Source organism: Psychrobacter pacificensis, from assembly GCF_018336615.1.
GTDB lineage: Bacteria > Pseudomonadota > Gammaproteobacteria > Pseudomonadales > Moraxellaceae > Psychrobacter > Psychrobacter pacificensis.
In genome coordinates this window covers 173,378-195,126 of sequence record NZ_CP048752.1, presented here as the reverse complement: position 1 = coordinate 195,126, position 21,749 = coordinate 173,378, and the positions used below count along the sequence as shown (strand labels likewise).

Annotated in this window: 19 protein-coding genes, 2 tRNA genes and 1 pseudogene; 13 read left to right on the top strand and 9 right to left on the bottom strand. The window is 46.4% G+C overall.

Annotated elements, in window-relative coordinates:
* Position 1: 1 nt before the first annotated feature.
* Positions 2–2,086, bottom strand: a complete 2,085-nt coding sequence (locus tag GYK50_RS00860) for a peptidoglycan D,D-transpeptidase FtsI family protein (protein ID WP_212564089.1) — start codon at positions 2,084–2,086, stop codon at positions 2–4.
* Positions 2,083–2,565: a cell division protein FtsL gene (gene ftsL, locus GYK50_RS00855; protein WP_212564088.1), complete on the bottom strand. Its 483-nt coding sequence runs from the start codon at positions 2,563–2,565 to the stop codon at positions 2,083–2,085. The genes GYK50_RS00860 and ftsL overlap by 4 nt, the downstream gene beginning before the upstream one ends.
* Positions 2,566–2,579: 14 nt before the next feature.
* Between ftsL and GYK50_RS00850 the strand changes: the two genes are divergently transcribed.
* A complete protein-coding gene (locus GYK50_RS00850; protein ID WP_156770989.1) occupies positions 2,580–2,738 on the top strand; it encodes a hypothetical protein in 159 nt (52 codons plus the stop codon).
* A gap of 242 nt (positions 2,739–2,980) precedes the next feature.
* Here GYK50_RS00850 and rsmH read toward each other — a convergent pair whose 3' ends face one another.
* Entirely contained in the window at positions 2,981–4,030 is a 1,050-nt protein-coding gene (gene rsmH, locus GYK50_RS00845) for a 16S rRNA (cytosine(1402)-N(4))-methyltransferase RsmH (protein ID WP_212564477.1), read from the bottom strand.
* Positions 4,031–4,376: 346 nt separating this feature from the next.
* On the opposite strand from rsmH, the gene gltX reads away from it, so the two are divergent.
* The 5 genes from gltX (at position 4,377) to GYK50_RS00820 (ending at position 7,693) form a co-directional block, all read left to right on the top strand.
* Positions 4,377–5,903, top strand: a complete 1,527-nt coding sequence (gltX, locus tag GYK50_RS00840; protein ID WP_186475412.1) for a glutamate--tRNA ligase — start codon at positions 4,377–4,379, stop codon at positions 5,901–5,903.
* Positions 5,904–6,047: 144 nt separating this feature from the next.
* Entirely contained in the window at positions 6,048–6,413 is a 366-nt protein-coding gene (locus GYK50_RS00835; RefSeq protein ID WP_186474972.1) for a hypothetical protein, read from the top strand.
* 122 nt (positions 6,414–6,535) lie between these two features.
* A tRNA-Ala gene (locus GYK50_RS00830) sits at positions 6,536–6,611 on the top strand.
* A 129-nt stretch (positions 6,612–6,740) separates the two neighbouring features.
* Positions 6,741–6,816 (top strand) — tRNA-Glu (locus GYK50_RS00825).
* A 223-nt stretch (positions 6,817–7,039) separates the two neighbouring features.
* Positions 7,040–7,693 carry a LysE family translocator gene (locus GYK50_RS00820; protein ID WP_186474973.1) on the top strand — a complete coding sequence of 218 codons (654 nt, stop codon included), beginning with the start codon at positions 7,040–7,042 and terminating at the stop codon, positions 7,691–7,693.
* Between the two features lie 117 nt (positions 7,694–7,810).
* Here GYK50_RS00820 and acnA read toward each other — a convergent pair whose 3' ends face one another.
* A complete protein-coding gene (gene acnA / locus GYK50_RS00815; protein ID WP_212564087.1) occupies positions 7,811–10,651 on the bottom strand; it encodes an aconitate hydratase AcnA in 2,841 nt (946 codons plus the stop codon).
* Positions 10,652–10,937: 286 nt separating this feature from the next.
* Positions 10,938–12,002, bottom strand: a complete 1,065-nt coding sequence (locus tag GYK50_RS00810) for a DUF3025 domain-containing protein (protein WP_212564086.1) — start codon at positions 12,000–12,002, stop codon at positions 10,938–10,940.
* A gap of 126 nt (positions 12,003–12,128) precedes the next feature.
* On the opposite strand from GYK50_RS00810, the gene GYK50_RS00805 reads away from it, so the two are divergent.
* Positions 12,129–12,854 carry a metal-dependent hydrolase gene (locus GYK50_RS00805; RefSeq protein ID WP_212564085.1) on the top strand — a complete coding sequence of 242 codons (726 nt, stop codon included), beginning with the start codon at positions 12,129–12,131 and terminating at the stop codon, positions 12,852–12,854.
* 26 nt (positions 12,855–12,880) lie between these two features.
* Positions 12,881–13,387, top strand: a complete 507-nt coding sequence (locus tag GYK50_RS00800) for a YchJ family protein (RefSeq protein ID WP_212564084.1) — start codon at positions 12,881–12,883, stop codon at positions 13,385–13,387.
* On the opposite strand, the gene GYK50_RS00795 is transcribed toward GYK50_RS00800, so the two are convergent.
* The 4 genes from GYK50_RS00795 to GYK50_RS00780 are packed head-to-tail and all read right to left on the bottom strand — an operon-like array spanning position 13,359 to position 17,233.
* Positions 13,359–14,657, bottom strand: a complete 1,299-nt coding sequence (locus tag GYK50_RS00795) for a PDDEXK-like family protein (protein WP_212564083.1) — start codon at positions 14,655–14,657, stop codon at positions 13,359–13,361. The two genes, GYK50_RS00800 and GYK50_RS00795, sit on opposite strands and share 29 nt — an antisense overlap.
* 50 nt (positions 14,658–14,707) lie before the next feature.
* Positions 14,708–15,628, bottom strand: coding sequence for a class II glutamine amidotransferase (locus GYK50_RS00790; protein ID WP_093070101.1), 921 nt, complete (start codon positions 15,626–15,628; stop codon positions 14,708–14,710).
* Positions 15,629–16,018, bottom strand: a complete 390-nt coding sequence (locus GYK50_RS12765; RefSeq protein ID WP_240365614.1) for a hypothetical protein — start codon at positions 16,016–16,018, stop codon at positions 15,629–15,631.
* A 48-nt stretch (positions 16,019–16,066) separates the two neighbouring features.
* Positions 16,067–17,233, bottom strand: a complete 1,167-nt coding sequence (locus GYK50_RS00780; protein ID WP_093070099.1) for a homoserine kinase — start codon at positions 17,231–17,233, stop codon at positions 16,067–16,069.
* 186 nt (positions 17,234–17,419) lie between these two features.
* Between GYK50_RS00780 and hisF the strand changes: the two genes are divergently transcribed.
* The 5 genes and pseudogenes from hisF (at position 17,420) to GYK50_RS00755 (ending at position 21,636) form a co-directional block, all read left to right on the top strand.
* On the top strand, positions 17,420–18,202 hold the full coding sequence (gene hisF, locus GYK50_RS00775; RefSeq protein ID WP_071002744.1) for an imidazole glycerol phosphate synthase subunit HisF: 783 nt from the start codon (positions 17,420–17,422) through the stop codon (positions 18,200–18,202).
* Positions 18,203–18,387: 185 nt separating this feature from the next.
* Positions 18,388–18,906 carry a 6,7-dimethyl-8-ribityllumazine synthase gene (gene ribH, locus GYK50_RS00770; protein WP_057762077.1) on the top strand — a complete coding sequence of 173 codons (519 nt, stop codon included), beginning with the start codon at positions 18,388–18,390 and terminating at the stop codon, positions 18,904–18,906.
* 217 nt (positions 18,907–19,123) lie between these two features.
* Positions 19,124–19,972, top strand: a pseudogene (nusB, locus tag GYK50_RS00765) (transcription antitermination factor NusB); the annotation flags it as partial.
* 11 nt (positions 19,973–19,983) lie between these two features.
* Positions 19,984–21,027, top strand: coding sequence for a thiamine-phosphate kinase (gene thiL / locus GYK50_RS00760; RefSeq protein ID WP_093070094.1), 1,044 nt, complete (start codon positions 19,984–19,986; stop codon positions 21,025–21,027).
* A 3-nt stretch (positions 21,028–21,030) separates the two neighbouring features.
* On the top strand, positions 21,031–21,636 hold the full coding sequence (locus GYK50_RS00755) for a phosphatidylglycerophosphatase A family protein (RefSeq protein WP_093070092.1): 606 nt from the start codon (positions 21,031–21,033) through the stop codon (positions 21,634–21,636).
* Positions 21,637–21,749 lie beyond the last annotated feature (113 nt).

Genomic DNA, 21,749 nt, shown 5'->3' with positions numbered 1-21,749 from the left:
CCTACTGTGGTTCTGTTTTGAGCGGCTTATCTAAAGGCACATTATACAATCGTAACGCTTCTTTCATCACGTTGTGGAACACAGGTGCGACCGTTAGACCCGCATAAATCTGTCCGCGCGGATCTTCAATAAGCATGACGCCCACAAGCTTTGGATTAGACGCTGGTGCCATACCAGCAAAGACGTTACGGTACTGGTCAGAATAATAGCCACCCTCTGGATTGATACGGCGCGAGGTACCCGTCTTGCCTGCCACACGGTATCCGTCAATGGCGGCAGCTTTAGCTGTTCCACCTGCCTCGGTCACGCTCTCAAGCATCTGTACAATAGACATCGCCTGCTCGCGCGCCATAATGCGTTTGCTTGGTTGTGGTTTGTCATCTTTGATCAAAGTCAACGGGTGCATCACTCCGCCTGCTGCGAGGGCTGAATAAGCCTGCGCTACCTGCGCTAGTGTCACTTGTAAACCATAACCATAGCTGACTGTCGCACGGCGTGAGGTTTCTTTCTCTTTTGGCGTCACAATCAGACCACTGCCCTCACCTGGGAACTGTAAAGGCGTTTTTGAACCAAAGCCAAACTGTCGTTGCATATTAGTAATGGCATCAGGCGGTAGCGACAACGCAATCTTAGTTGAAGCCACGTTACTAGACTTCTGTAATAGCGTCGCCATGTTGATCATGCCCAAGTTATTATGATCGCGGATGGTATAGCCACGCACGCGAATTGAGCCAGGATTGGTGTCAATTAAAGTGGTCGGCGTATATTTGCCTGAATCTAAGGCTGCCGCAACGGTGAACGGCTTCATCACCGAACCGGGTTCAAACACATCCAATAGCGCACGGTTACGCTGGTTTTCACCGGTCATCTCGTTGAGATTGTTTGAGTTGAATGATGGCCATGTGGAGAGCGCCAGTACTTCACCAGTCTGTACGTCGACGATCATACCCGTCGACCAGCGCGCTTTTTGCAGACGCCCTGCTTTTTCTAGCTCTTTGTAGAGCAAATATTGCAATCGCGAATCAATCGTCAGTGCCACATCTTTGCCTGGTATCTCAGGCTCAAGTTGCTTGATCTCTTTTAAGCTGTTTTGTTTGGCATCTTTTAAAACAAGCACTTTGCCATCGTCGCCTGCTAAATCTTTTTCATACTGGCGCTCAATACCAGCACGTCCTTCGTAACCACCCTCAGGGTCGTTGGCGTTTTGCCCCATAAACCCTAACAACTGTGCGTTAGATTGCGGCTGCGGATAATAGCGCTGAAAGAAATTTTTCTCATGGACACCAGGGAAATCAAGCGAGCTAACACTTTGCGCAATCTCAGGTGTGACTTTATTGAGAAGGGGTAAATAATGCGAGCCTGCACCAGAGGGCAGCGCCGCTTTGACTGCTGCTTCATCGGTCACATCAATACTGTCATCGATTGCCGTGGCTTTTTTTAGCTCATCGACAGAGATGTTGGCAGCCGCAGCCAGCGTCGTCAGATCCATATTGTCCAAACGCTTTTGCATACGCGCCTGCAATTGTGGACTATTAGGATTGGTCAAGATAATACGTTTGAGCTCGTAGTATTCGCTCGCGTAATCATGCGGGCTAAATGACACGGTCGCCAGCGGTGCGCTCACTGCAAGTGGTAAATCATTACGGTCAGTAATCATACCGCGATAGGATTTTTGCGTGCGCTCACTGGTAATGAGCTCATTACCTTTGTCTTGATAAAACTGCGCGTTGGCCACCTGAATATAGTATGCACGGCCAATCAATAGCACCAATATAACCAGCGCCAAACCCCAAACGGTACGAAAGCGGTTTTTATCCTGCTCAAAGCCGCCACGAGAGGACGCGCCAGAGGCTTTACCTAAAAACCCTCTTTTACTCTTTGGGTTTCTGGCACTAGCATGCGTCCTTTTCGTGTCACTCTTTTTGATACGATCAAATAATTTGGCTTTACGACTGCCTGCCGCTTTATCACTCGTTTGTCTAGATTTGGCAGCGCTCGCACGGCGTAATGGTTTGGTCACCTTGCCACTGGCTGGTTTTTTGCTGGTATTTTTTGCTGATGTGGATTTAGGTTTTTTGTCGCTCATTGTCCTGCCTCCGCTACCGGTTCTTCAGGGGAGATATCGGTAGAAGCTCGTGGTCCGACCACATCTAAATCTAACTCATCGTCGTCATCAGAGACTACTGGTGCCAAGGCGGTGGCGACACCAGGCTGAATAATCAGCTTATCCTTTAGTGTCGGTGAGTACATACCCAATTCCGCCACTGCACGACTGGCGATTTGCGGCGTGGCGCTAAAGGTTTGCTGCTCAATCAATAGACGCTGATGTTCTATTTGTAGCTTACGCTCTTGTTTTTTCATGTCTTGCAAGGTTTTATAATCCTGATGATATTGCTGAACGGCTTCGGCAGTCTTGATGCCGCTCCATACGATTGCGGCTGCCAAGAGCAGTAATACGACCACATAAATGCTCACCACATTGAACCGACGCACAAATAGCTCGCCGATATCGGTGTTATAGGGCGCGGCGGCGCGGCGGCTTGCAGGTTTGTCAGATATTGCCATGACGATCTCAAAAAGTGAACGTAAACGATAAAGTAGATAATGGTCTGCAAGCAATGAACGCATCATTGCTCAGCCATACCATTGATAAAAATAAAACCAAAGATGACCGTCTTATAGCGGCAACAGCCTACCGCTATAGCGATATGTCATATCAAAACCTGCTGTCTTACTAAACCTGCTATCTTGCAAAGTCGAATAGGTCGAATAAATAATCACGTTATTTTAGAGTAAAGAATGACTGAGTCGCTTGATATCTCAGACACTCTCAACTAATAAATGACGGAAAATTATTTGCTGAGCCTAACAGACAATATTTACAGCTTTTTAACAGTGGCGTAGCGATTAAGACATTTATGCATCATTCAGACAAACAATAGCAATCATATGCGATTTACTCAGTGTTTTCATCCATGATTTATGGCGCGGCCGTCTGCTGATACTCTGTGTCGGTGCGAGTTGCCATACGCAACCATGCACTGCGCGCGCGCGGGTTTTGGCTCGTTTCAGCTTTGCTGGGGCCAACGCGTTTTGGCTTGCTAAAATAGCGCGGACGATTGGGCGGCATCGGTAGATTTTCATCTTCTGGATATTGCCCTTTGCTATGGCGCTGCAAAAACTGCTTGATGCGGCGATCTTCTAATGAATGAAAGCTAATGACCGCAAGCTGCCCGCCTGACTTTAAGATAGCAATACTTTGCGCTAAAAAGTCGTCAACATCGCCCAGCTCATTATTAATAAAAATACGCATGGCCTGAAAGCTTTGCGTGGCTGGGTGCTTGCCGCGTTGCCAATTGGGATGCGCCTCTTTGATTACCTCTGCCAACTCAAGCGTAGACTCGTAGCTCTCCATCTGTTTGATAGCGCGCGCAATACGGCGACTATGACGCTCTTCACCAAATTCATAAAGCACATTGGCCAATGTCTCATCGTCAACCTGCTCAAGCCACTCGGCAACTGACTGGCCGCGACTGGTATCCATACGCATGTCCACTGCCCCATCGCGCATAAAGCTAAAACCGCGGCTACCATCATCAATTTGCGGTGATGAAATACCCAAATCCGCCATCAAGCCATCCACTTCACTAATGCCCATAGCAGCCAGACTATCTGTCAACGTTGCAAAGCTGTCATGAACCACATGCACACGGCTGTCTTTACTTGCCAATTCCTGCGCCACACTAATGGCTGTCGGATCTTTGTCAAAGACAATCAGTGTGGCGTCATCGGCAAGCTGACTTAATAGTAACCTGCTATGACCGCCACGACCAAAGGTCGCATCAACGTATATACCGCTTATATTTAAGCCATTTTGGTCGCCGTCTTTTTGCTTGGGTAGGGATTTTACCCCTAGCACGGCAGCGACGGTCTCCTCTAGCAGTACCGCATCATGGACAAAACTTAATTCATCAGACGTGATATCACGCTCACTATCGGATTGAGTCGGGTTTAGGGGTTCATCTTGCATGGTGACATCCTCATTAGAGAATGGACTGGGCGCTGATTCAGTGCGGTCAGTGGGAGCAAGACTGGCTTTCGATTTTGGCGTAGACTTTGATAGGGACACAAACAACTCAATAGATGACGACCATACTGGCCAGTAATTGGATGAAAATAAACAAGTTATGACTTGCCTAGCATTATTATCGCAAGGATACACGGGTAGTCAAGCACTAGAAGGGCTTTTCATTAAAAATATCACATGTCTCTGTTATACTAGCGCTATATTTTACGCTATTTCTTAGCACCCTCTTCATATCTTTCATCGCTATTTATACTAATAGCCTATATTGATAGTAAACTTTGAGACTTTTATCATGCAAACCTCTACTGACAGCAAGCGCCCTGTACGCACGCGTATCGCACCTTCACCCACGGGCTTTCCACACGTAGGTACTGCCTATATTGCCCTATTTAACTTGGCTTTTGCCAAAGCACATGGCGGCGAATTCATCCTACGTATCGAAGACACTGATCAGACGCGCTCGACTGAGCAATCAGAGCAAATGATTTTGGATGCCTTGCACTGGGTTGGCCTAGACTGGAGCGAGGGTCCAGATATTGGCGGCCCGCACGCCCCTTATCGTCAGAGCGAGCGTAGTGATATCTACAAAAAACACGCCGAGATACTCATAGAAAAAGACCATGCGTTCCGCTGTTTTTGTACCCCTGAAGAGCTCGATGCCATGCGCGCTGAGCAAATGGCCAATGGCGAGACGCCGCGTTATGACGGTCGCTGCGCACATCTTGCTCCAGAAAAAACCGAGCAATTAGTAAGCGTGGGCAAACCACACGTGATTCGTATGCGCGTGCCGACCGAAGGCACCTGTCAGGTACAAGACATGCTACGCGGTACAGTTGAGTTCCCTTGGACCCAAGTCGACATGCAAGTACTGCTAAAAACCGACGGTATGCCAACCTATCATCTCGCCAACGTCGTCGATGACCACTTGATGGAAATCACTCACGTCATGCGCGGTGAAGAGTGGCTGAACTCTGCGCCCAAGCATCAACTGCTGTATGATTATTTTGGTTGGGAAATGCCAACACTCTGCCATATGCCACTACTGCGTAACCCTGACAAATCAAAACTGTCTAAGCGTAAAAACCCAACCTCTATCACTTACTATCGTGATGCAGGCGTGCTGCCTGAAGCGTTGCTCAACTATCTGGGTCGTATGGGTTACTCCATGCCCAATGATGCTGAGAAATTTACCTTAGATGAGATGATTGCAAGCTTTGATATTCAGCGTGTGTCGCTTGGTGGTCCTATCTTCGATATCGAAAAGCTTAACTGGGTCAATAGCGAGTGGCTACGTGCGCTTAGCCCTGAAGAGCTAAAAAATAAAATCCTTGAATGGGCCAGTAACAGTGACAAGCTGACCGCTATCGCCGCTGCGATTCAGCCACGCATCGAGCTGTTGTCTGACGCGGTCAACTGGGGCGGCTTTTATTTCCAAAACCTGCCAGACATCACCGCTGAGAGCTTCACCCATAAATCGCTTGAGCCTGAGCAAATCATCGAGCTGCTACAACTGGCGCTTTGGCAGCTTGAGACCCTGCCGACGTGGTCGGAGGAAAACATCTATACCACGCTAAAAGGCCTCGCCGCTCACCTCGATATCAAGATGCGCGATTTTATGGCGCCGTTCTTTATCGCGATTGCGGGTAGCACCTCATCGACGCCCGTTATGAACTCGATGGCGATTATCGGTGCGGATATGACCTTGACGCGCTTGCGCCATGCGGTTGATGTACTCGGCGGTCTTGGCAAAAAGAAACTGAAAAAACTTGAGAAGCAGGCGGCAGAGTTGCCAGATTTTTTGGCTGCTGCTGAGTAATTCAGAAGCTGAATAACTTATCTACTAAACAGTTAATTAGCGAAACTTGTCGAATGTAAAAGGGTCAAGCCATCTCTGACCCTTTTTTTGTTGTTAGTCAATACGGCTACTTCCATATCATCAAATTTTTAATTGGAAATAAACATGGCCGCCAAAACCGTCACGATAGAAAGCAAAGATTATGTGTTTAACACTCTAAAAGAAGCGCAAAAATACTACGATGCCATCGTAAAAGAGCTTTTTGAGACAAACCTTACCCAAACCACAGGTCGGGATTTTGAAGATTTAAAATGGATATACCGCACTTACTGCGGTTATACCAAGCATAATCTAGATAAATTAGGCAAATATGACATCATTGGGGTCAAAAGTATCAGAACGATCCGAGAAAAAGGCGGTCAATATGTGCCAACCGAATGCTGTGCGATTATTTTGTCTGATGGCAGCGAAGCAGAGTTTTATACCGATAAAGCCATTAAAGAGATCGCGCTTAAGCAAAATCTACGCTAATTTGGACTTCTTGGGCCTTTAAAATAGGCTAAAACGCTTTTTTTTGCATATTTATGCATTTTTTTAAAAATATCGGTTGACAAGACTGCTGGTCTTACCTAAAATACGCACACTCTTAGCGAGGGGCTATAGCTCAGTTGGTAGAGCACTTGCATGGCATGCAAGGGGTCAACGGTTCGACTCCGTTTAGCTCCACCATACTATTTATCGCTCAACGGATAAATATTGCTTTGAGAACAATGTCAGCACCTAGGCAAGGCTTATTAATAAATAAGCGCTCTGATATTGTGAAGTACCGTTATAACCATAGGTTATAACACTCTATGCGTCCCCATCGTCTAGAGGCCTAGGACACCGCCCTTTCACGGCGGTAACGGGGGTTCGAATCCCCCTGGGGACGCCACTATTCGGCGTCACTTATTAGCACTTTTGCTTAGCATCAGGTTAGACTAATAAGCGAACACTAAAAAATCCCAGTCATCATCCAGTGACTGGGATTTTTTTCGTTTGTCGTTTATAAAAATCATCGATATGAGCTGCTCATGACGACCGATACCAGGTAAACTACGAAATAAACGATAAATAAAACACTCCCCTATTATTGCTATCACAAGGAAGTATGAGCCATGTTCGGTATCGAAAACTATCTGGGCTTTGTCTTGGCGGCGATTTTGTTAAATCTCACTCCAGGCACCGATACGATGTATATCATTACCCGCAGCGTCTCACATGGCAGCGCAGCAGGGTTTTATTCTGTCCTCGGTATCATTTCAGGCATCTTGGTACACACGGTATTCGCCGCATTGGGTCTATCGATCATTTTGATCAACTCGCCTCTGGCCTTTACGGTTGTAAAATATATCGGTGCCAGCTACTTATGCTATCTGGGTATAAAAATGCTGATGAGCAAGCAGCCTTCTTTACTGGCAAATCATTTACCAAAAAGCAGCCCATCTGCACCTGCCAACTCTATAGCGCACTGGCAAATATACAAACAGGGCGTATTAACCAATGTCTTTAACCCAAAAGTCGCGCTATTCTTCCTCGCATTTTTTCCGCAGTTTATCGATCCTAGCTATGCTCATAGCGCCTTGTCATTTCTGATCTTAGGATTGAGTTTTGCGCTGACGGGCTTTGTATGGTGTTTGTGCCTTGCTTTATTGGCATCAAGATTTAGTGCCAACTTAAGAAAAAACCCAGCTATCGAAGTTCTGTTAAATAAAATAAGCGGCGTGGTTTTTATTGGTTTGGGGGTTAAGCTATTGACTGAGAAGGGTTAAAAAAGCTGCTATAAATGTCCAAATAAGCTACTTTCTATAAAATCTAACTACCCATAAAAAAGCCCAATCCCCTACATTAAGGAGACTGGGCTTTTTCGTTGTAAGTCTAACGAACCACTAAGCAGCGCTCTTACTCTCCGCCGCTAGCTGACGTAATACATAGTGCAGTACGCCGCCATGACGTACGTATTCGCGCTCTTTTGGTGTCTGTAGACCGACATTGACCTCAAAGGTTTCAGTCGAGCCATCGGCGCGGGTGGCAGTGACTTGAGCGGTTTTGCTCTCGCCATTGTTTAGGCCAGTGATGCTCAGCACTTCAGAGCCATCGAGCTTGTAGGTTTGAGCGTCTTCGCCATCTTTGAAAGTCAATGGCAGCACGCCCATACCGACGAGGTTTGAGCGGTGAATACGCTCGAATGAGGTGGTGAGTACCGCTTTGACACCAAGCAAAATCGTACCCTTCGCTGCCCAGTCACGGCTAGAGCCTGAGCCATACTCCGCCCCACCGAGGACGACGAGTGGACGCTTATCTTCTTTATACTTCATCGCTGCATCATAGATGGCCATTTCTTCGCCATCTTGTAGCGTCGACTTGTCATCTTTGAAGTAATAGGTATAACCGCCTTCTTTGCCGCCCATCATTTGGTTTTTGATACGGATATTGGCAAAGGTACCACGGGTCATGACTGCATCATTACCACGGCGTGAGCCATAACTGTTGAAGTCCGCTTCCATGACGCCGCGCTCTTGCAGGTACTTACCTGCTGGTGAATTTGGATCAATATTGCCTGCAGGTGAGATATGGTCGGTGGTGATTGAGTCACCGAATAGACCTAAGATACGCGCGCCTTCGATATCAGGGATACCTTCTGGCTCCATGGTCATACCATCAAAGAACGGTGGGTTTTTGATGTACGTTGAGCCTTCATCCCATGGATATAGCTGACTATCGGCTGAGCTAATCGCGTTCCACTCTTTACTACCATCGAACACTTCACCATAGTTTTTACGGAACATATCAGCATCGATATTATTGGCAATCAGCTCGTTGATCTCATCTGACGTTGGCCAAATGTCTTTTAAGTACACATCGTTGCCGTCTTGATCTTGACCGAGTGGGTGGGTAGTCAAGTCAATATCGACTGTACCTGCTAAGGCATAAGCGACAACCAATGGCGGCGATGCTAGGTAGCTGGCCTTGACGTGTGAGTGAATACGACCTTCGAAGTTACGGTTACCAGAGAGCACCGCTGAGGCGACTAAATCGTTCTCTTCGATGCCTTTTTCGATCACATCAGGAAGCGGCCCTGAGTTACCGATACACGTGGTGCAACCATAACCAACGAGATAAAAGCCTGTTTTTTCTAGCTCATCCATCAGTTTGGTTTTTTCTAAGTAATCCGTCACTACTTTTGAGCCGGGCGCCAATGAGGTCTTAACCCAAGGCTTGGCTTTGAGGCCTTTGGCAGCGGCCTTTTTGGCGACCAATCCAGCACCAATCATAACGGCTGGATTTGAGGTGTTGGTACAAGAGGTAATAGCGGCAATCACCACGGAACCATCGCGCAATTTGTGCTCTTTGTCGTCAATATTAACGCTTGAGAACACGTTATTGGCTGGCTGGTAGCCTTTGCTATCGTCAGTTTCGGTATCAACGTCGATGTTGGGTTCAGCTGCCAAGTGTTCCGCTTGCTCTTGCTCGCCGCCTTCTTGATCAAAGCGTACTTTGCCTTCAACTTCTGCCTTGCGGTCCTTGGTCATCTTCTTAAGCGTTTCGCCGAATTTTTCGTGCATATCAGACAGGTTGATACGCTGCTGCGGCAGATTAGGGCCTGCCAGTGCTGGCTGGACAGAGGACAGATCAAGCTCTAGCTTACTTGAGTAAGTCGCCGCTGGTGTATCGGCATCATGCCATAAGCCTTGCGCCTTGGCATATTTTTCGACCAGCTCAATTTGCGCTTCGTCACGGCCTGATAGACGCAGATAATCAATCGCCATTTGGTCAATCGGGAAGATACCACAAGTCGCACCATACTCAGGCGACATATTGGCAATCGTCGCCCGATCCGCTAATGGCATTTGATGCAAGCCTTCACCGTAGAATTCGACAAACTTACCGACTACGCCATGTGCTCGTAGCATCTCGACCACACGCAATACCAAATCCGTCGCGGTGACGCCTTCACTGAGTTTGCCTGTCAGCTCAAACCCGACGACTTGCGGAATCAGCATAGAAGATGGCTGACCGAGCATCGCCGCTTCAGCTTCGATACCGCCAACGCCCCAACCCAGTACGCCAATACCATTAATCATCGTCGTGTGACTGTCGGTACCAAATACCGTGTCAGGATAGGCGGTCAGCTCGCCATCGACCTCTGCTGCCATGACCACGCGCGCAAGATACTCAAGGTTGACTTGGTGCACGATACCCGTCGCGGGCGGGACAACGACAAAGTTCTCAAAGGCATTACGGCCCCAATGTAAGAACTCATAACGCTCATTATTACGCTTAAATTCAATCTTTTCGTTGAGATCCAGCGCATCCTCACGGCCATAAGCATCGACCTGTACCGAGTGGTCGACGACCAGTTCACTAGGGATAAATGGGTTGATTTGCTCAGCACGACCTCCAAGCTCGACCACTGCATCACGCATCGCAGCCAAATCAACGACTGAGGGCACACCGGTGAAATCCTGCAATACCACACGCGCTGGCATAAAGGCGATTTCTTTTGACGCCTCGGCGCCTGCATCCCAATTGGCAACCGCTTCGATATGGTTTTTGCCGACTGACTGACCACCGTCTTCGTTACGCAGTAGATTCTCTAACACGACCTTCATACAAAATGGTAGCGTTTTGATATGCTCGTAAGTTTCGGTAAGTTTGGGCAGGCTGTAGTAGGCATGTTCCTTGCCAGCAACTGAAAGGGTGTCTTTTACATTAAAAATATCACTCATGATAGCTTCCTTATCGTTGTTATAGATCCTAGACATAAATTCTTATAAGTTTATGTATAACGGGTGGCTCAATAGATGATCGATATATCTTTAATCAGCAGAGCAGTTTAATAAAACGGTCTGATGTGACTCTGTGTTAACAAAAGAGATAACCATCTCTTTGCTGTTTAACAGAAACGTCCTTTTACCATAACAAACATATGAGGCTTTGTTAACGTCTGGACGTTGTCAAATCGTGGCACAATCGTAAACGTACCAAAGGTTTGGCTAACCGATCTTGAGTGACTCATTCCTTTTTATTCTTTTGGCGTCGACCACTGCGAAATACATAGCTGTCTTCATAAAAGCTAGGTTCTGCGTTTTCTGCCCAGAAATGCGGCACACCTAAGATTGGCAATGGCGCAAGCTGGCGCGGTGTCACGTCATCTTTTGATAATAATGTGTCCATGTATTCGGCAACTTTGTCATCCAAAAAACGTATACACTCAGCTAATGGTAGGGTAAAGAAACGTTGGGTCACATGGATGACAATGCTGTGCGCACATAAGGGTTTGCGCGGATAGAGTAACTGCTCTAGTAAGGCATGCCCAAAGATATACACGGCTGCCTGAGCGCTGTCATCAGGCTGTGTTGGATCGTCCCATTTATCACGGGGTCTCACCAAACTTGACTGCCAGTCGAAATCAACCAATGCCTCACCAATATTAGGGTCTGCCGTGACCAGAACTGCCCCATTCTCATCAAACACCGTAATAGTGTCGCGAACACGCCCTCGGCGCTCACTGATGCCTTGTTTGGCGATTTCCAGCATATGGTAATAATTCAGCACCGCTTTGGTCTTGGGAAACGTCAGCCAAATACTGCCATTAAATAGGTCATGCAAGTTATCACGCGTCGGAATGTTTCCAGTTGTACCGATGAAATGCTCGTAAGCCTCCCCTTCAGGCAATGCATTTTGAGAGACAAACTGTAGCGTTTGAGGCGTTTGGTTATGGGTAGGTTTGGTCTGCGGTAATGGCTGTTCTAAATGACTGGCCTTCTGCTGCATCGCCGTTTTTAAGACGTTGGCAATCGTGTCAGGCGTGCTGATGTTACAAGCATTGATACCATGCGTATCTAGACTTTCTGCATTATCCAAACTATCCAATTCATTAAAGCTATTCATCTGCTGACTTGGTCTACTAAGGTGCTCAATAGTGGTGCTCAAGTAATGTCGTTGAGTAATGTGCAACAGCCACGGCGCTTGCCAATCAATCTCAGCAAAGCTGTTATCAAGTGTGCCCTCTATTTTAGACGGCGGCTCAATACAGGCGGTAGAATCAGGTTTGGTAGGTAAATCACTGGCAGGCATAGGCGCTATCTCTTAAAGGCTATCTCTGTTAGATGTCTGGCTACTCTATGGTATCATGGGGCGCTTTTTTACAGCTAGATGCACCGCTCGAAAGGTCTTTTTGAGCGCTATGGATGAATGAGTTTTATGGCAAATTTTAATACCCACTTAAATGTCGCTTTTATGGTCAGCGGCACTCTGAGTTTGACGGTTTATAAGGCAGGCTTGATTGATGATTCAGGGTTTTTAGTATGCGTGGCGCTTGGTACTATCGGTGGATTACTACCAGATTTGGATTCAGATAATTCAACACCGATTAAGCTCGGTTTTAATATCACCTCGTTTGTCTTTGCTTTTGGTCTGGTCATGCATTGGCGTAGCGATCTGAGTTTGCTCGCATTGATCGCATTATGGCTCGCGGGGTATGGTTTTATGCGCTATGTGATCTTTCATATTTTTACCACTATGACGGTGCATCGCGGCGTCATCCACTCTGTGCCTTATATGGCGATACTTGGACTGGGGTTAACCTGTCTAAGCTATTATGGTCTGCATCTACCGCTGACAACCAGTTGGTTTTATGGTCTGTTTTTATTTGGCGGCGCGATGGTGCATTTGGCACTGGATGAAATCTATAGCGTCAATCTGACAGGCATGCGCCTAAAACGCTCGGCAGGTACGGCGATGAAGTTTTATCAGCACAAGGATAAATGGTGGTATTTGCTGATTTATGGCGTACTGGCATTACTGATTTATGCTGCACCGCCTTTTGCGCCTTTTGTGGACGATGTCAGTGACCCCACCCATTGGCAACAGTTGCGCCAAGGCTTGCTGCCGACACTGCTTGAGACGTGGTGGACGCACAAAGGCTAGTTTTATTCATCTATTAAGGAGCGTCTATGTCCGTCTGTCCCTGCCGTATCACGCCGCCGTCTGTTAGTACGCAAGATAGCAGCGCGTCTTATGAAGACTGCTGCCAGCCATATCACGAATCACTTGCCGCGCCCGATGCCGAGCGCCTGATGCGCAGCCGCTATAGCGCCTTTGTATTGCAGCTGCCTGACTATATCGTTAAGACCACCGTACCTGCACAACAAGCGCTGCTGGATAGTGACGCGATAGCGCAATGGGGCAAAGACACGGACTGGGCGGGACTTGAGATTGTGCAGCATCGACCTAAACTGGGCAAACGCCACGCGCAGGTAGAGTTTAAAGCCTATTTTCATACCGATAATGGTGTGCAGGCGCATCACGAACTGTCAGGCTTTGTGAAGATTACGGATAAAGACAAGCAAGCGCGCTGGTACTTTATCGACCCGACCGTGCGCATGACTGTGAGCCAAAAACAGCCTTGTATTTGTGGCTCAGGGGAGAAATTTAAACGGTGTTGTGGGATGTATTTGTAGCCGATTGAACATCAATAAGTCCTAAGCTTTTGACACTCTCAATAAATGAAACGATTTCATCAGTGGTTTGTTCAATCCACTGTGCTCTGTCATTATTATTAGCAATTTTATAAAGACTCTTAATTTTATCAAATTGTATAGGCTGTGTTGGTTTAAGATCTCCTCCTAAAGCCCATTCTTTAGTATTACCAACTATTGGTATATTCAAGCTACCGATTTGAGTTGCTAGGTTATTTAAAGAAGATGGATACCCAATAGGTCTGCCCTCTCGAGAACTAATCATACCGAAATAAACATTCTTATAGACCTGTATAAAACAATTAATATCGTACTCTTCTAAACTACCAATTTTACACTGAATACCGTATTTTCTAGATGGTTTCTGAGGTTTATAGTAGTTCTTAATTTTTTTATTCCTATCACACAACTGTAGATTCTCATCACAAAAATTGAAATCATAGCCTTTCTTCTTTAATACTTCTTGTAACTCTTGCCAAAGTTTCTTTTGTAAATCAATTTGAAAGCTGACAAGCGACTCGCTCAGCTCATGCGCCAGTTTAAAATTGTCTTTTTGGTATAACAGTTCAATATGCGCTTGTTTCATTTTTGCCGACCTTGTATCACCCGTCAATTTTCCAACCAATCTTCTGTACTGTAACAATGTGTGCTCAATATGGGGATATGGTTTTGCCTCAATAATACAAGCATCTAACCAATTTGCCACATCCTCTTTATAGCTTATTTGCGCAAAATCACTGTCTTTTAAATTCCCTTTACTATAAGTACTAACTGGATCACCATATTTATTTAAATATAAGATATAGATATTTTCTGGTTCATAGTTCATATTTCTACAAGCTTCATAATAGCGCTGGAGCTGTGCTCTTTGATCATAAGCATTGATTTTGTTTTCAACAACGATGATATTTTCGTTATTTTTTAAAATAATATCTATCCGACCAGAATTTGTGATAGCCACTTCAGTTTGACACGTATAGGGTTGATTTAGACAAAGTGGCAGACGTTTTTCATCTTTATTTTTAAAAGCTACATTCACTACCTGATCGATAAATAGCTTTTGAAAGGCATCCATACCATGGCTACCTGTTGGACTTAAAAGCTCCGCTAAAAACTTAGAATGTAGACCCACTTCTTCATCATCTCTTCTCAAGATAGAGAATATATTGAAACCATACTTTGTATTGGATGCTTCTTCTGTCGCTGCCTGATCAATTTTCTCTAACGCTTGGAAAAGATTGTTGTAGACCATAATCGCTCGTTATTTTTTGTAAATGTTAATGTTGACTGCCACACTGATTCCTAAACACTCGCCCCCACTTCCCGCGCAATGGCGATACCTTCATCAATGGTCAAAAATTTACGCAGGCTTGGGCTGTCTTTATAAATGACGTCACCATCTTGAAAGATTAAGCATTCATTGACGGCGAGCTGCTGCCACTTCTCATTTTCAGTCAATGGCACGGTCACCAAAATCGTCACCTTATCGGTATCGGTGGTGACATCGCTAAAATTAATCGCCATATCATCGTCCGCCAGTTTGGCTTCACCAAATGGCGCTTTGCGCGTGAGATAAAACAGTAAGCTACCTGCATACGCCAGTTGCCACCTGCCATTGGATATTAAGCAATTAAATAACCCATTGGCCGATAGATAGCGACATTGGGTGGTCAAAAAATTAAACAGTGTCTTGTCATCAGGACGGGTTTTAAAGCTGCTCTTTAAACGATTGACCAAATAGCAGAATGCCATCTCAGAATCAGTACTGCCTACTGGTTGACAATGCGCGGCATTGCCGTTGTCTTGCAAGCGCTGACAGCGTTTGATAAATTCGCTATTCATCTGTCCATTGTGCGCAAATACCCACTGTTCGCCCCAGACTTCACGGACGAATGGATGGGTGTTTGCCAAGCAGTTCTGCCCTTGCGTCGCTTTACGAATATGCGCAATAACGTTCATGGCTTTGATTGGATAGTTGTTAACCAAATCAGCGACTGGCGATAGATGGCTTGGACGATTATCATGAAACAAACGCAGACCCGTTGAGTCATTTGCCGTCTCATCATTGGTTTTGTCATTATTGCTGCATTCGCTGCGCTCAAAAAACGCAATACCAAAGCCATCTTCATGACTGTCCGTCATACCGCCGCGCTTGCGAAACCCTGCAAAGCTAAAACCAATATCTGTTGGGGTATTACAGTTCATTCCTAAGAGTTGACACATTTATAAAGTACCGCCGTTATTGTCATCTATTATTGAGTTACCTTGAGTAGCATTGCCTTGAGTAGCATTGCCTTGAGTAGCATTGCCTTGAGTAGCATTGCCTTGAGTAGCATTGCTTTGATTGGCAGATAGCGCATCAAAGTCAGCATCACTCATCTCATCAAGCAAAGCGGCACCATCAGTTGGGATGGTATCCAAAATGCGCTGAGCTTCTGCCAAGACGGTGTCTTCTACCCAGAGAACGATACCCGAGTTCATACCAGGGATTGCGCTGAGCGGCTGCAAGGACACGGTTATGCCGTTATTACGTAATAGATTGGCATGCAGCTCGCCTTGTATATTGGTATCAAAGCGCGCCAGTTTGTGCCAGTTGTCAACGTGATCGGTCATGGGATCGCCTTCAAAGTGTTGGTAGGTACATACCTGAGTAAAACATACTTATGCCAATTGGTCTAACGTATATGTTTCAATCGTAAAATCATTGGTGTTGGTTAAGTGATCATGTGCTTGCTCAGCTTGGGTAATACTGCTAAACACACCGACTATTTGATTGTCTGGTTTGCTTAATAGTACAAATACGGTGTTTTGCGACTTTTCAACATGCGCCCAATGGTAAGCGGCCAGACGCTTCATTAGGTCAGGGTTTTTGACCATGATGTTATCACCCGTACGACCTTCGGTACGGTTGTAATGAATCACATTGAGGCGCAATAACCAAAAAATCACGGCCGCTTTTGCTAGCATCACAGGTAGTGCACGTTTTTCCTCACCATTGAGTGGACGTATCGATTCATAACCTTGTAAGAACGCTGCCATTTTACTGCGGTCAAAGTTCACAGATTCACCTTGTTCTGCGCCGCCCCACGTGGTACAAAAATCATTGATAGTGATCGCAATATCCATCACGTAATGCTCGACGCTGACTTCGGTGAAGTCTAGTAGACCTGTCAGACGCGCCTCGCCTTTTTGTAGATTCCATAAGGTATTGTCGGCAAACATATCTAAATGGCATAGACCTTTTGGCAAGGTATCTAATGGCAGCTCTGAATAAGCGCGCCAAATATCGCTCATCAGCTTGCCTTCGTCACCTGGCATGAACTGCATTTCACGGTCACGCACGTCGCTCCATGGATACAAAGGCACGCCGTACTGCTCACTTGGCTGCAATGCTTGCAGCGTCTCATGTAGCGTCGCCAATGCTGCGCCAATATCGTGACACATCGCTTGCGTAGTTTGCTCGGGATGTGAGCCTGCTAGACACGGCACTAAAGTGATGGCTTTGTCTTCATAATGGATGACATAGCGTTTATCATCACCATCTGTTCGCGAACCATTTGACTCAATAACGGCTAACGGTGCGGCGACTGGTAATTTGCCATTTAACTGATTGAGGATAACGGCCATTTTTTCGATATCAGCAGGAGGACGCTCTTCAAATAATGTAAACACGTAAGAGTAGGTGCCGTCTACATCGTCAGTCGTTTGAATAAACCAGTTTGAGTTTTTAATACCTTGAGTGATCGGAATCGCGCGGGCAAACGATACGCCAAAACTTTGGCAAAAGGCGGCAAACTGATCATCGGTTAACTGGGTATAGACGGACATGACATCTCACTTATAGCAATTGGGTAAAGAGGTTAGATAGAATAAATTGATGCGGTAATGACCGCAATTGTACCGCACATCATAAAACGATGGTGAAAAGCGTAATAATCTTGCGAAAACCTGCCTGAAATAGCAGTGATTTTGCTAGACTAGCGCCTATGAATTGATTATAAGGTGAAAGACCCTATGTTAGCAAAGCGTATCATTCCTTGCTTGGACGTTGACAATGGCCGCGTGGTCAAAGGCGTACAGTTTGTCGATATCAAAGACGCAGGCGACCCTGTCGAAGTCGCTCGCCGCTACAATGAACAAGGCGCTGATGAGATTACTTTTTTGGATATTACTGCGACCAATGACGAGCGCGATACCACTTATCATACGGTCGAGCGTATGGCTGAAACGGTATTTGTCCCACTCACCGTAGGCGGCGGCGTGCGAAAAATCGCTGATATCCGCAATTTGCTCAATGCGGGCGCAGATAAAGTCGCAATTAACTCAGCTGCGGTATTTACGCCTGAGTTCGTCGGTGAAGCCGCGCAGAAGTTTGGCAACCAATGTATCGTTGTGGCCATCGATGCCAAACGCGTCGCTGACATCAACGTCGATGGGATTACTGTGCCGCGTTGGGAGATTTTCACCCATGGTGGCCGTAAGCCAACCGGTATCGATGCCGTCGCTTGGGCGAGCAAAATGGCTGAGCTGGGCGCTGGTGAATTGCTGGTCACCTCAATGGACGGTGATGGCACCAAAAAAGGCTACGATTTGGCACTCATGCAACAAATTACGAGCCGCGTCAATGTGCCCGTCATTGCCTCAGGCGGCGTCGGCAACCTGCAACATTTGGCAGAAGGCGTGTTAGAAGGCGGCGTCGATGCGGTACTTGCCGCCAGTATTTTTCACTTTGGTGAGTATACCGTGTCGGAGGCCAAAGCCTATATGGCAGCACAAGGGATACAGATGCGTCTGTAGCACGCTCGTAAAATACAAATAACACCCAAAAAAATGCTATCATAGTGCTAACCATTTATTTTCGTTCAATTAACTAGAGCAACGCCAAAATAATAGGCGGCCAAGTCGATTGAACGCATCAGACTGTTTAGCTATTTATTGATGCCTATATTTCAATTGAACGCTTATTAAGCAAAGGATTTTTTATGTCGAATTTACAACAGCAGCGCAACGACGTGACTCATATCGATGGTAACTTGCATCAAAACGCTGACGCGCGCATTGGTATTGTCGTCGGTCGTTTTAATGGTTTTGTCGTTGAGTCATTGGTTGATGGTGCGATTGATGCCCTACTCCGTCATGGTGTATTGGGTAGCAACATTACTGTTATTCGTGTGCCTGGAGCATTCGAGCTGCCACTTGTGGCCCAGCGTGCTGCGGAATCAGATCGTTTTGACGCCATTGTGGCATTGGGTGCAATCATCCGTGGCAGCACGCCACATTTTGATATTGTAGCCAGCGAGTCGGCCAAAGGTTTGAGCGCTGTGGCAATGGATTATAATATTCCTGTCGCCAACGGTATCATCACTACTGACAGCATCGAGCAAGCTATCGAGCGCTCCGGTACCAAAGCAGGTAATAAAGGCTCTGAAGCTGCGATGGTCGTATTAGAGATGATTGCTGTTCTATCACAGCTTGATATTGATGATATCGATGAAGCTTAAGCCTTAAAGCTCAAATTTATTAGTCTAACTGGTGCTGCTATTGAGCAATAGCAGCACCTTGTAACATGACGCCAGCTATCAACACACTGGCTATTTTTTGAATTTTCGCCGTATTTCTATACTCTTTAAAGTTTTAAATAAACAAAGCTAAAAAGCTACTTTGTTAATTTATATTTTGACTGGGTATCATCTCAAAAAATTTAGGTACAGACCCCCTATGACTGACCAACTCAAGCGCGCGATTCGCGCTGCGAAAACCGCACAAGCCAATCAAGCTGAAGCTACCCGTATAGCGAGCAGTAGTGCAGGTGATCAAACCTTCGATATGAGTGAGTCTTCTTACAAGACCAGTCATACCGCTATCCGTAAGGCGCGCCGCTTTGCTATGCAAGGTCTATACGAGTGGCTTGTCACCGACCGCCGCTTTGATATAGATGGCAAGCTTGGCTGGAAAGACAATGCGCCGCATGATATCGCGGCACGCACGCGCGCAACCAACGCTATGCACACCGTCCATATCGGCTACTATCACGAAATGATGCGCGATATCCCAGAGCAGATCGACGCCCTAGACGCGCTTATCAGCCAACACCTTGATCGTGAGATTGATAAGTTAGATACGGTTGAACACGCTATTTTGCTGATTGGTGCGTACGAGCTACAAAACCGTATGGAGATTCCTTACAAGGTTGTACTCGATGAAGCAATGAAGCTGAATAATCACTTTGGCGCGACTGACGCTCACAAACTGATCAATGCGGTACTGGATAAAATGGCTGGTGAGCTACGTGCTTTAGAGGTACAAGCAGATACCAATGCCAACCTACGTACGTCACAAAAAGCGGCGGCTAAACAATCTGAAGCGAGTTCGGCTGAAGTAACGGTAGCTGACAATATCGAAGCGGCTGCTGAAACAGAAAGCGCGATCGATAATGCGCCGACTGCATCAAATAAGCCACGTATCAGCGCTAACAAAGCTAACGTTAAACGCAGTAGTGCCAGTAAAGCTAGTGCCAATATCAGTGACTTCAAGGCGAGCAAGAAAAGCGCTAACGATACCAAAGACTAAGACTAGTTATGAACGAGTTTGAGCTGATTGAGCGTATATTTTTGCAGCGGCAAGCGGCACAGAGCGCAGCGGCTGGTACTAAAAACAGCATCGAAAAAGGTATCGGTGATGACGCGGCTGTGATGGCATTGCCAGCAAGATCACGCTTGGTTAGCTGCATTGATACATTGGTTCAAGGGCGTCACTTTCATGCTGACTTTGCACAAGTAGATAAGCTTGCGTTTGAAATTGGTTATAAAGCTGTTGCGGTTAATGTTTCAGACATTGCAGCGATGGGCGCGACGCCGCATAGTATTTTGCTAGCGTTGGCATTGCCTGAGCGTCTAGCGAATCATGAATGGCTCACGACATTTGCCAAAGGATTGTTTCATGCCTGCCAGCTGTTTGGCGTGACGTTGATTGGCGGTGATACCACGCGCAGTGCGCAATTGGTGCTGAGTGTCAGTGCGCAAGGATTGCTTGCCGCAGGTACACCAGCTGTTTATCGCTCAGGGGCACAAGTTGGCGATAAAATCTATGTTTCAGGCACCCTTGGTGATGCTGCCTATGCCCTCAAGCACCCCGATAGCCCTATTGGTAAGCAACTGGCGCATCGCTTGCACATGCCGACGCCGCGCATTGCCTTAGGTGCCGCCTTGGCACAAGCTGGCGCAACCTCGATGATCGATATCTCTGACGGTCTTTATCAAGATCTTGGACATATCTGTCAGCAAAGCTCAGTCAGTATGCGTATTCATTTAGATCAATTACCGAGTAGCAAGTCACTAGCCACGGTAGAGTTATCTGAGCGTTTGTTATGTCAATTAGCGGGTGGCGATGACTACGAATTGGCGTTTACCTTGCCTGCACATATTGAACCACCTACTTCTAATACGCCTGTCACTTGTATTGGAGAAATCGTTGCGCGCGCAGATTCTATTGCGACAGATGCCAAATCGCCTAATCACTCACGTCTTGAACTGTTTTATCAAAATCAGCCAGTCACACCGACTCAATCTACCCCCTTCTCTACGTGGCCTAATCTCACCGGTTATCAACATTTCACAGGCTAATCCATGACTGATCAACACTTATCTAAGCCTGATATTCGACAAGCAAATGACTGCCCGCCTCTACCAATCGGTGCCAGTATGCTTGACCGCATGGTTTATTGGCTCGGACTAGGTTTGGGCAGCGGCCTACCTCGACGCGCGCCCGGTACGTGGGGCACGGTTGGTGGTCTGATTGTGGGCGTGCCGCTTATGAGCTTGGGTTTCGTTCCTTTTTTAATCTTGACGATTTTGTCGTGTTTGGTTGGTGTTTGGATTTGCGGGCGTACGTCTGAGTTGATGCAGGTACACGATGATCCGCATATTGTGTGGGATGAATGGGCTGGCATGTGGATTACCCTATTGCCGTTATCTTATATATTATCATATGTATTTCCTACGTCTGAAAATACCTTGTCGATAATGATTCTGCCGATGTTTTGGGGCTGGCTACCGACTGCTTTTATCCTATTTCGCGTATTTGATATTTTAAAGCCACCACCGATTGGTTGGGCAGACAAAAAGGTTGCGGGTGGCCTTGGGGTAATGTTGGATGACATTATTGCAGGGGTTATGGCAGCAGTGATTTGGTTGATTATTTACATCATTGTGATGATGTTTATGTCTTTTTAATATTATTCCGCGGAAATCATTACTTCGGTTTAGCCATCTTACGTATTTGATTTTGCTTGCTTAAGTTTTGAGTATTCAAGTTACAAAGCTTGCACGTCATAATTTTTTTTGTG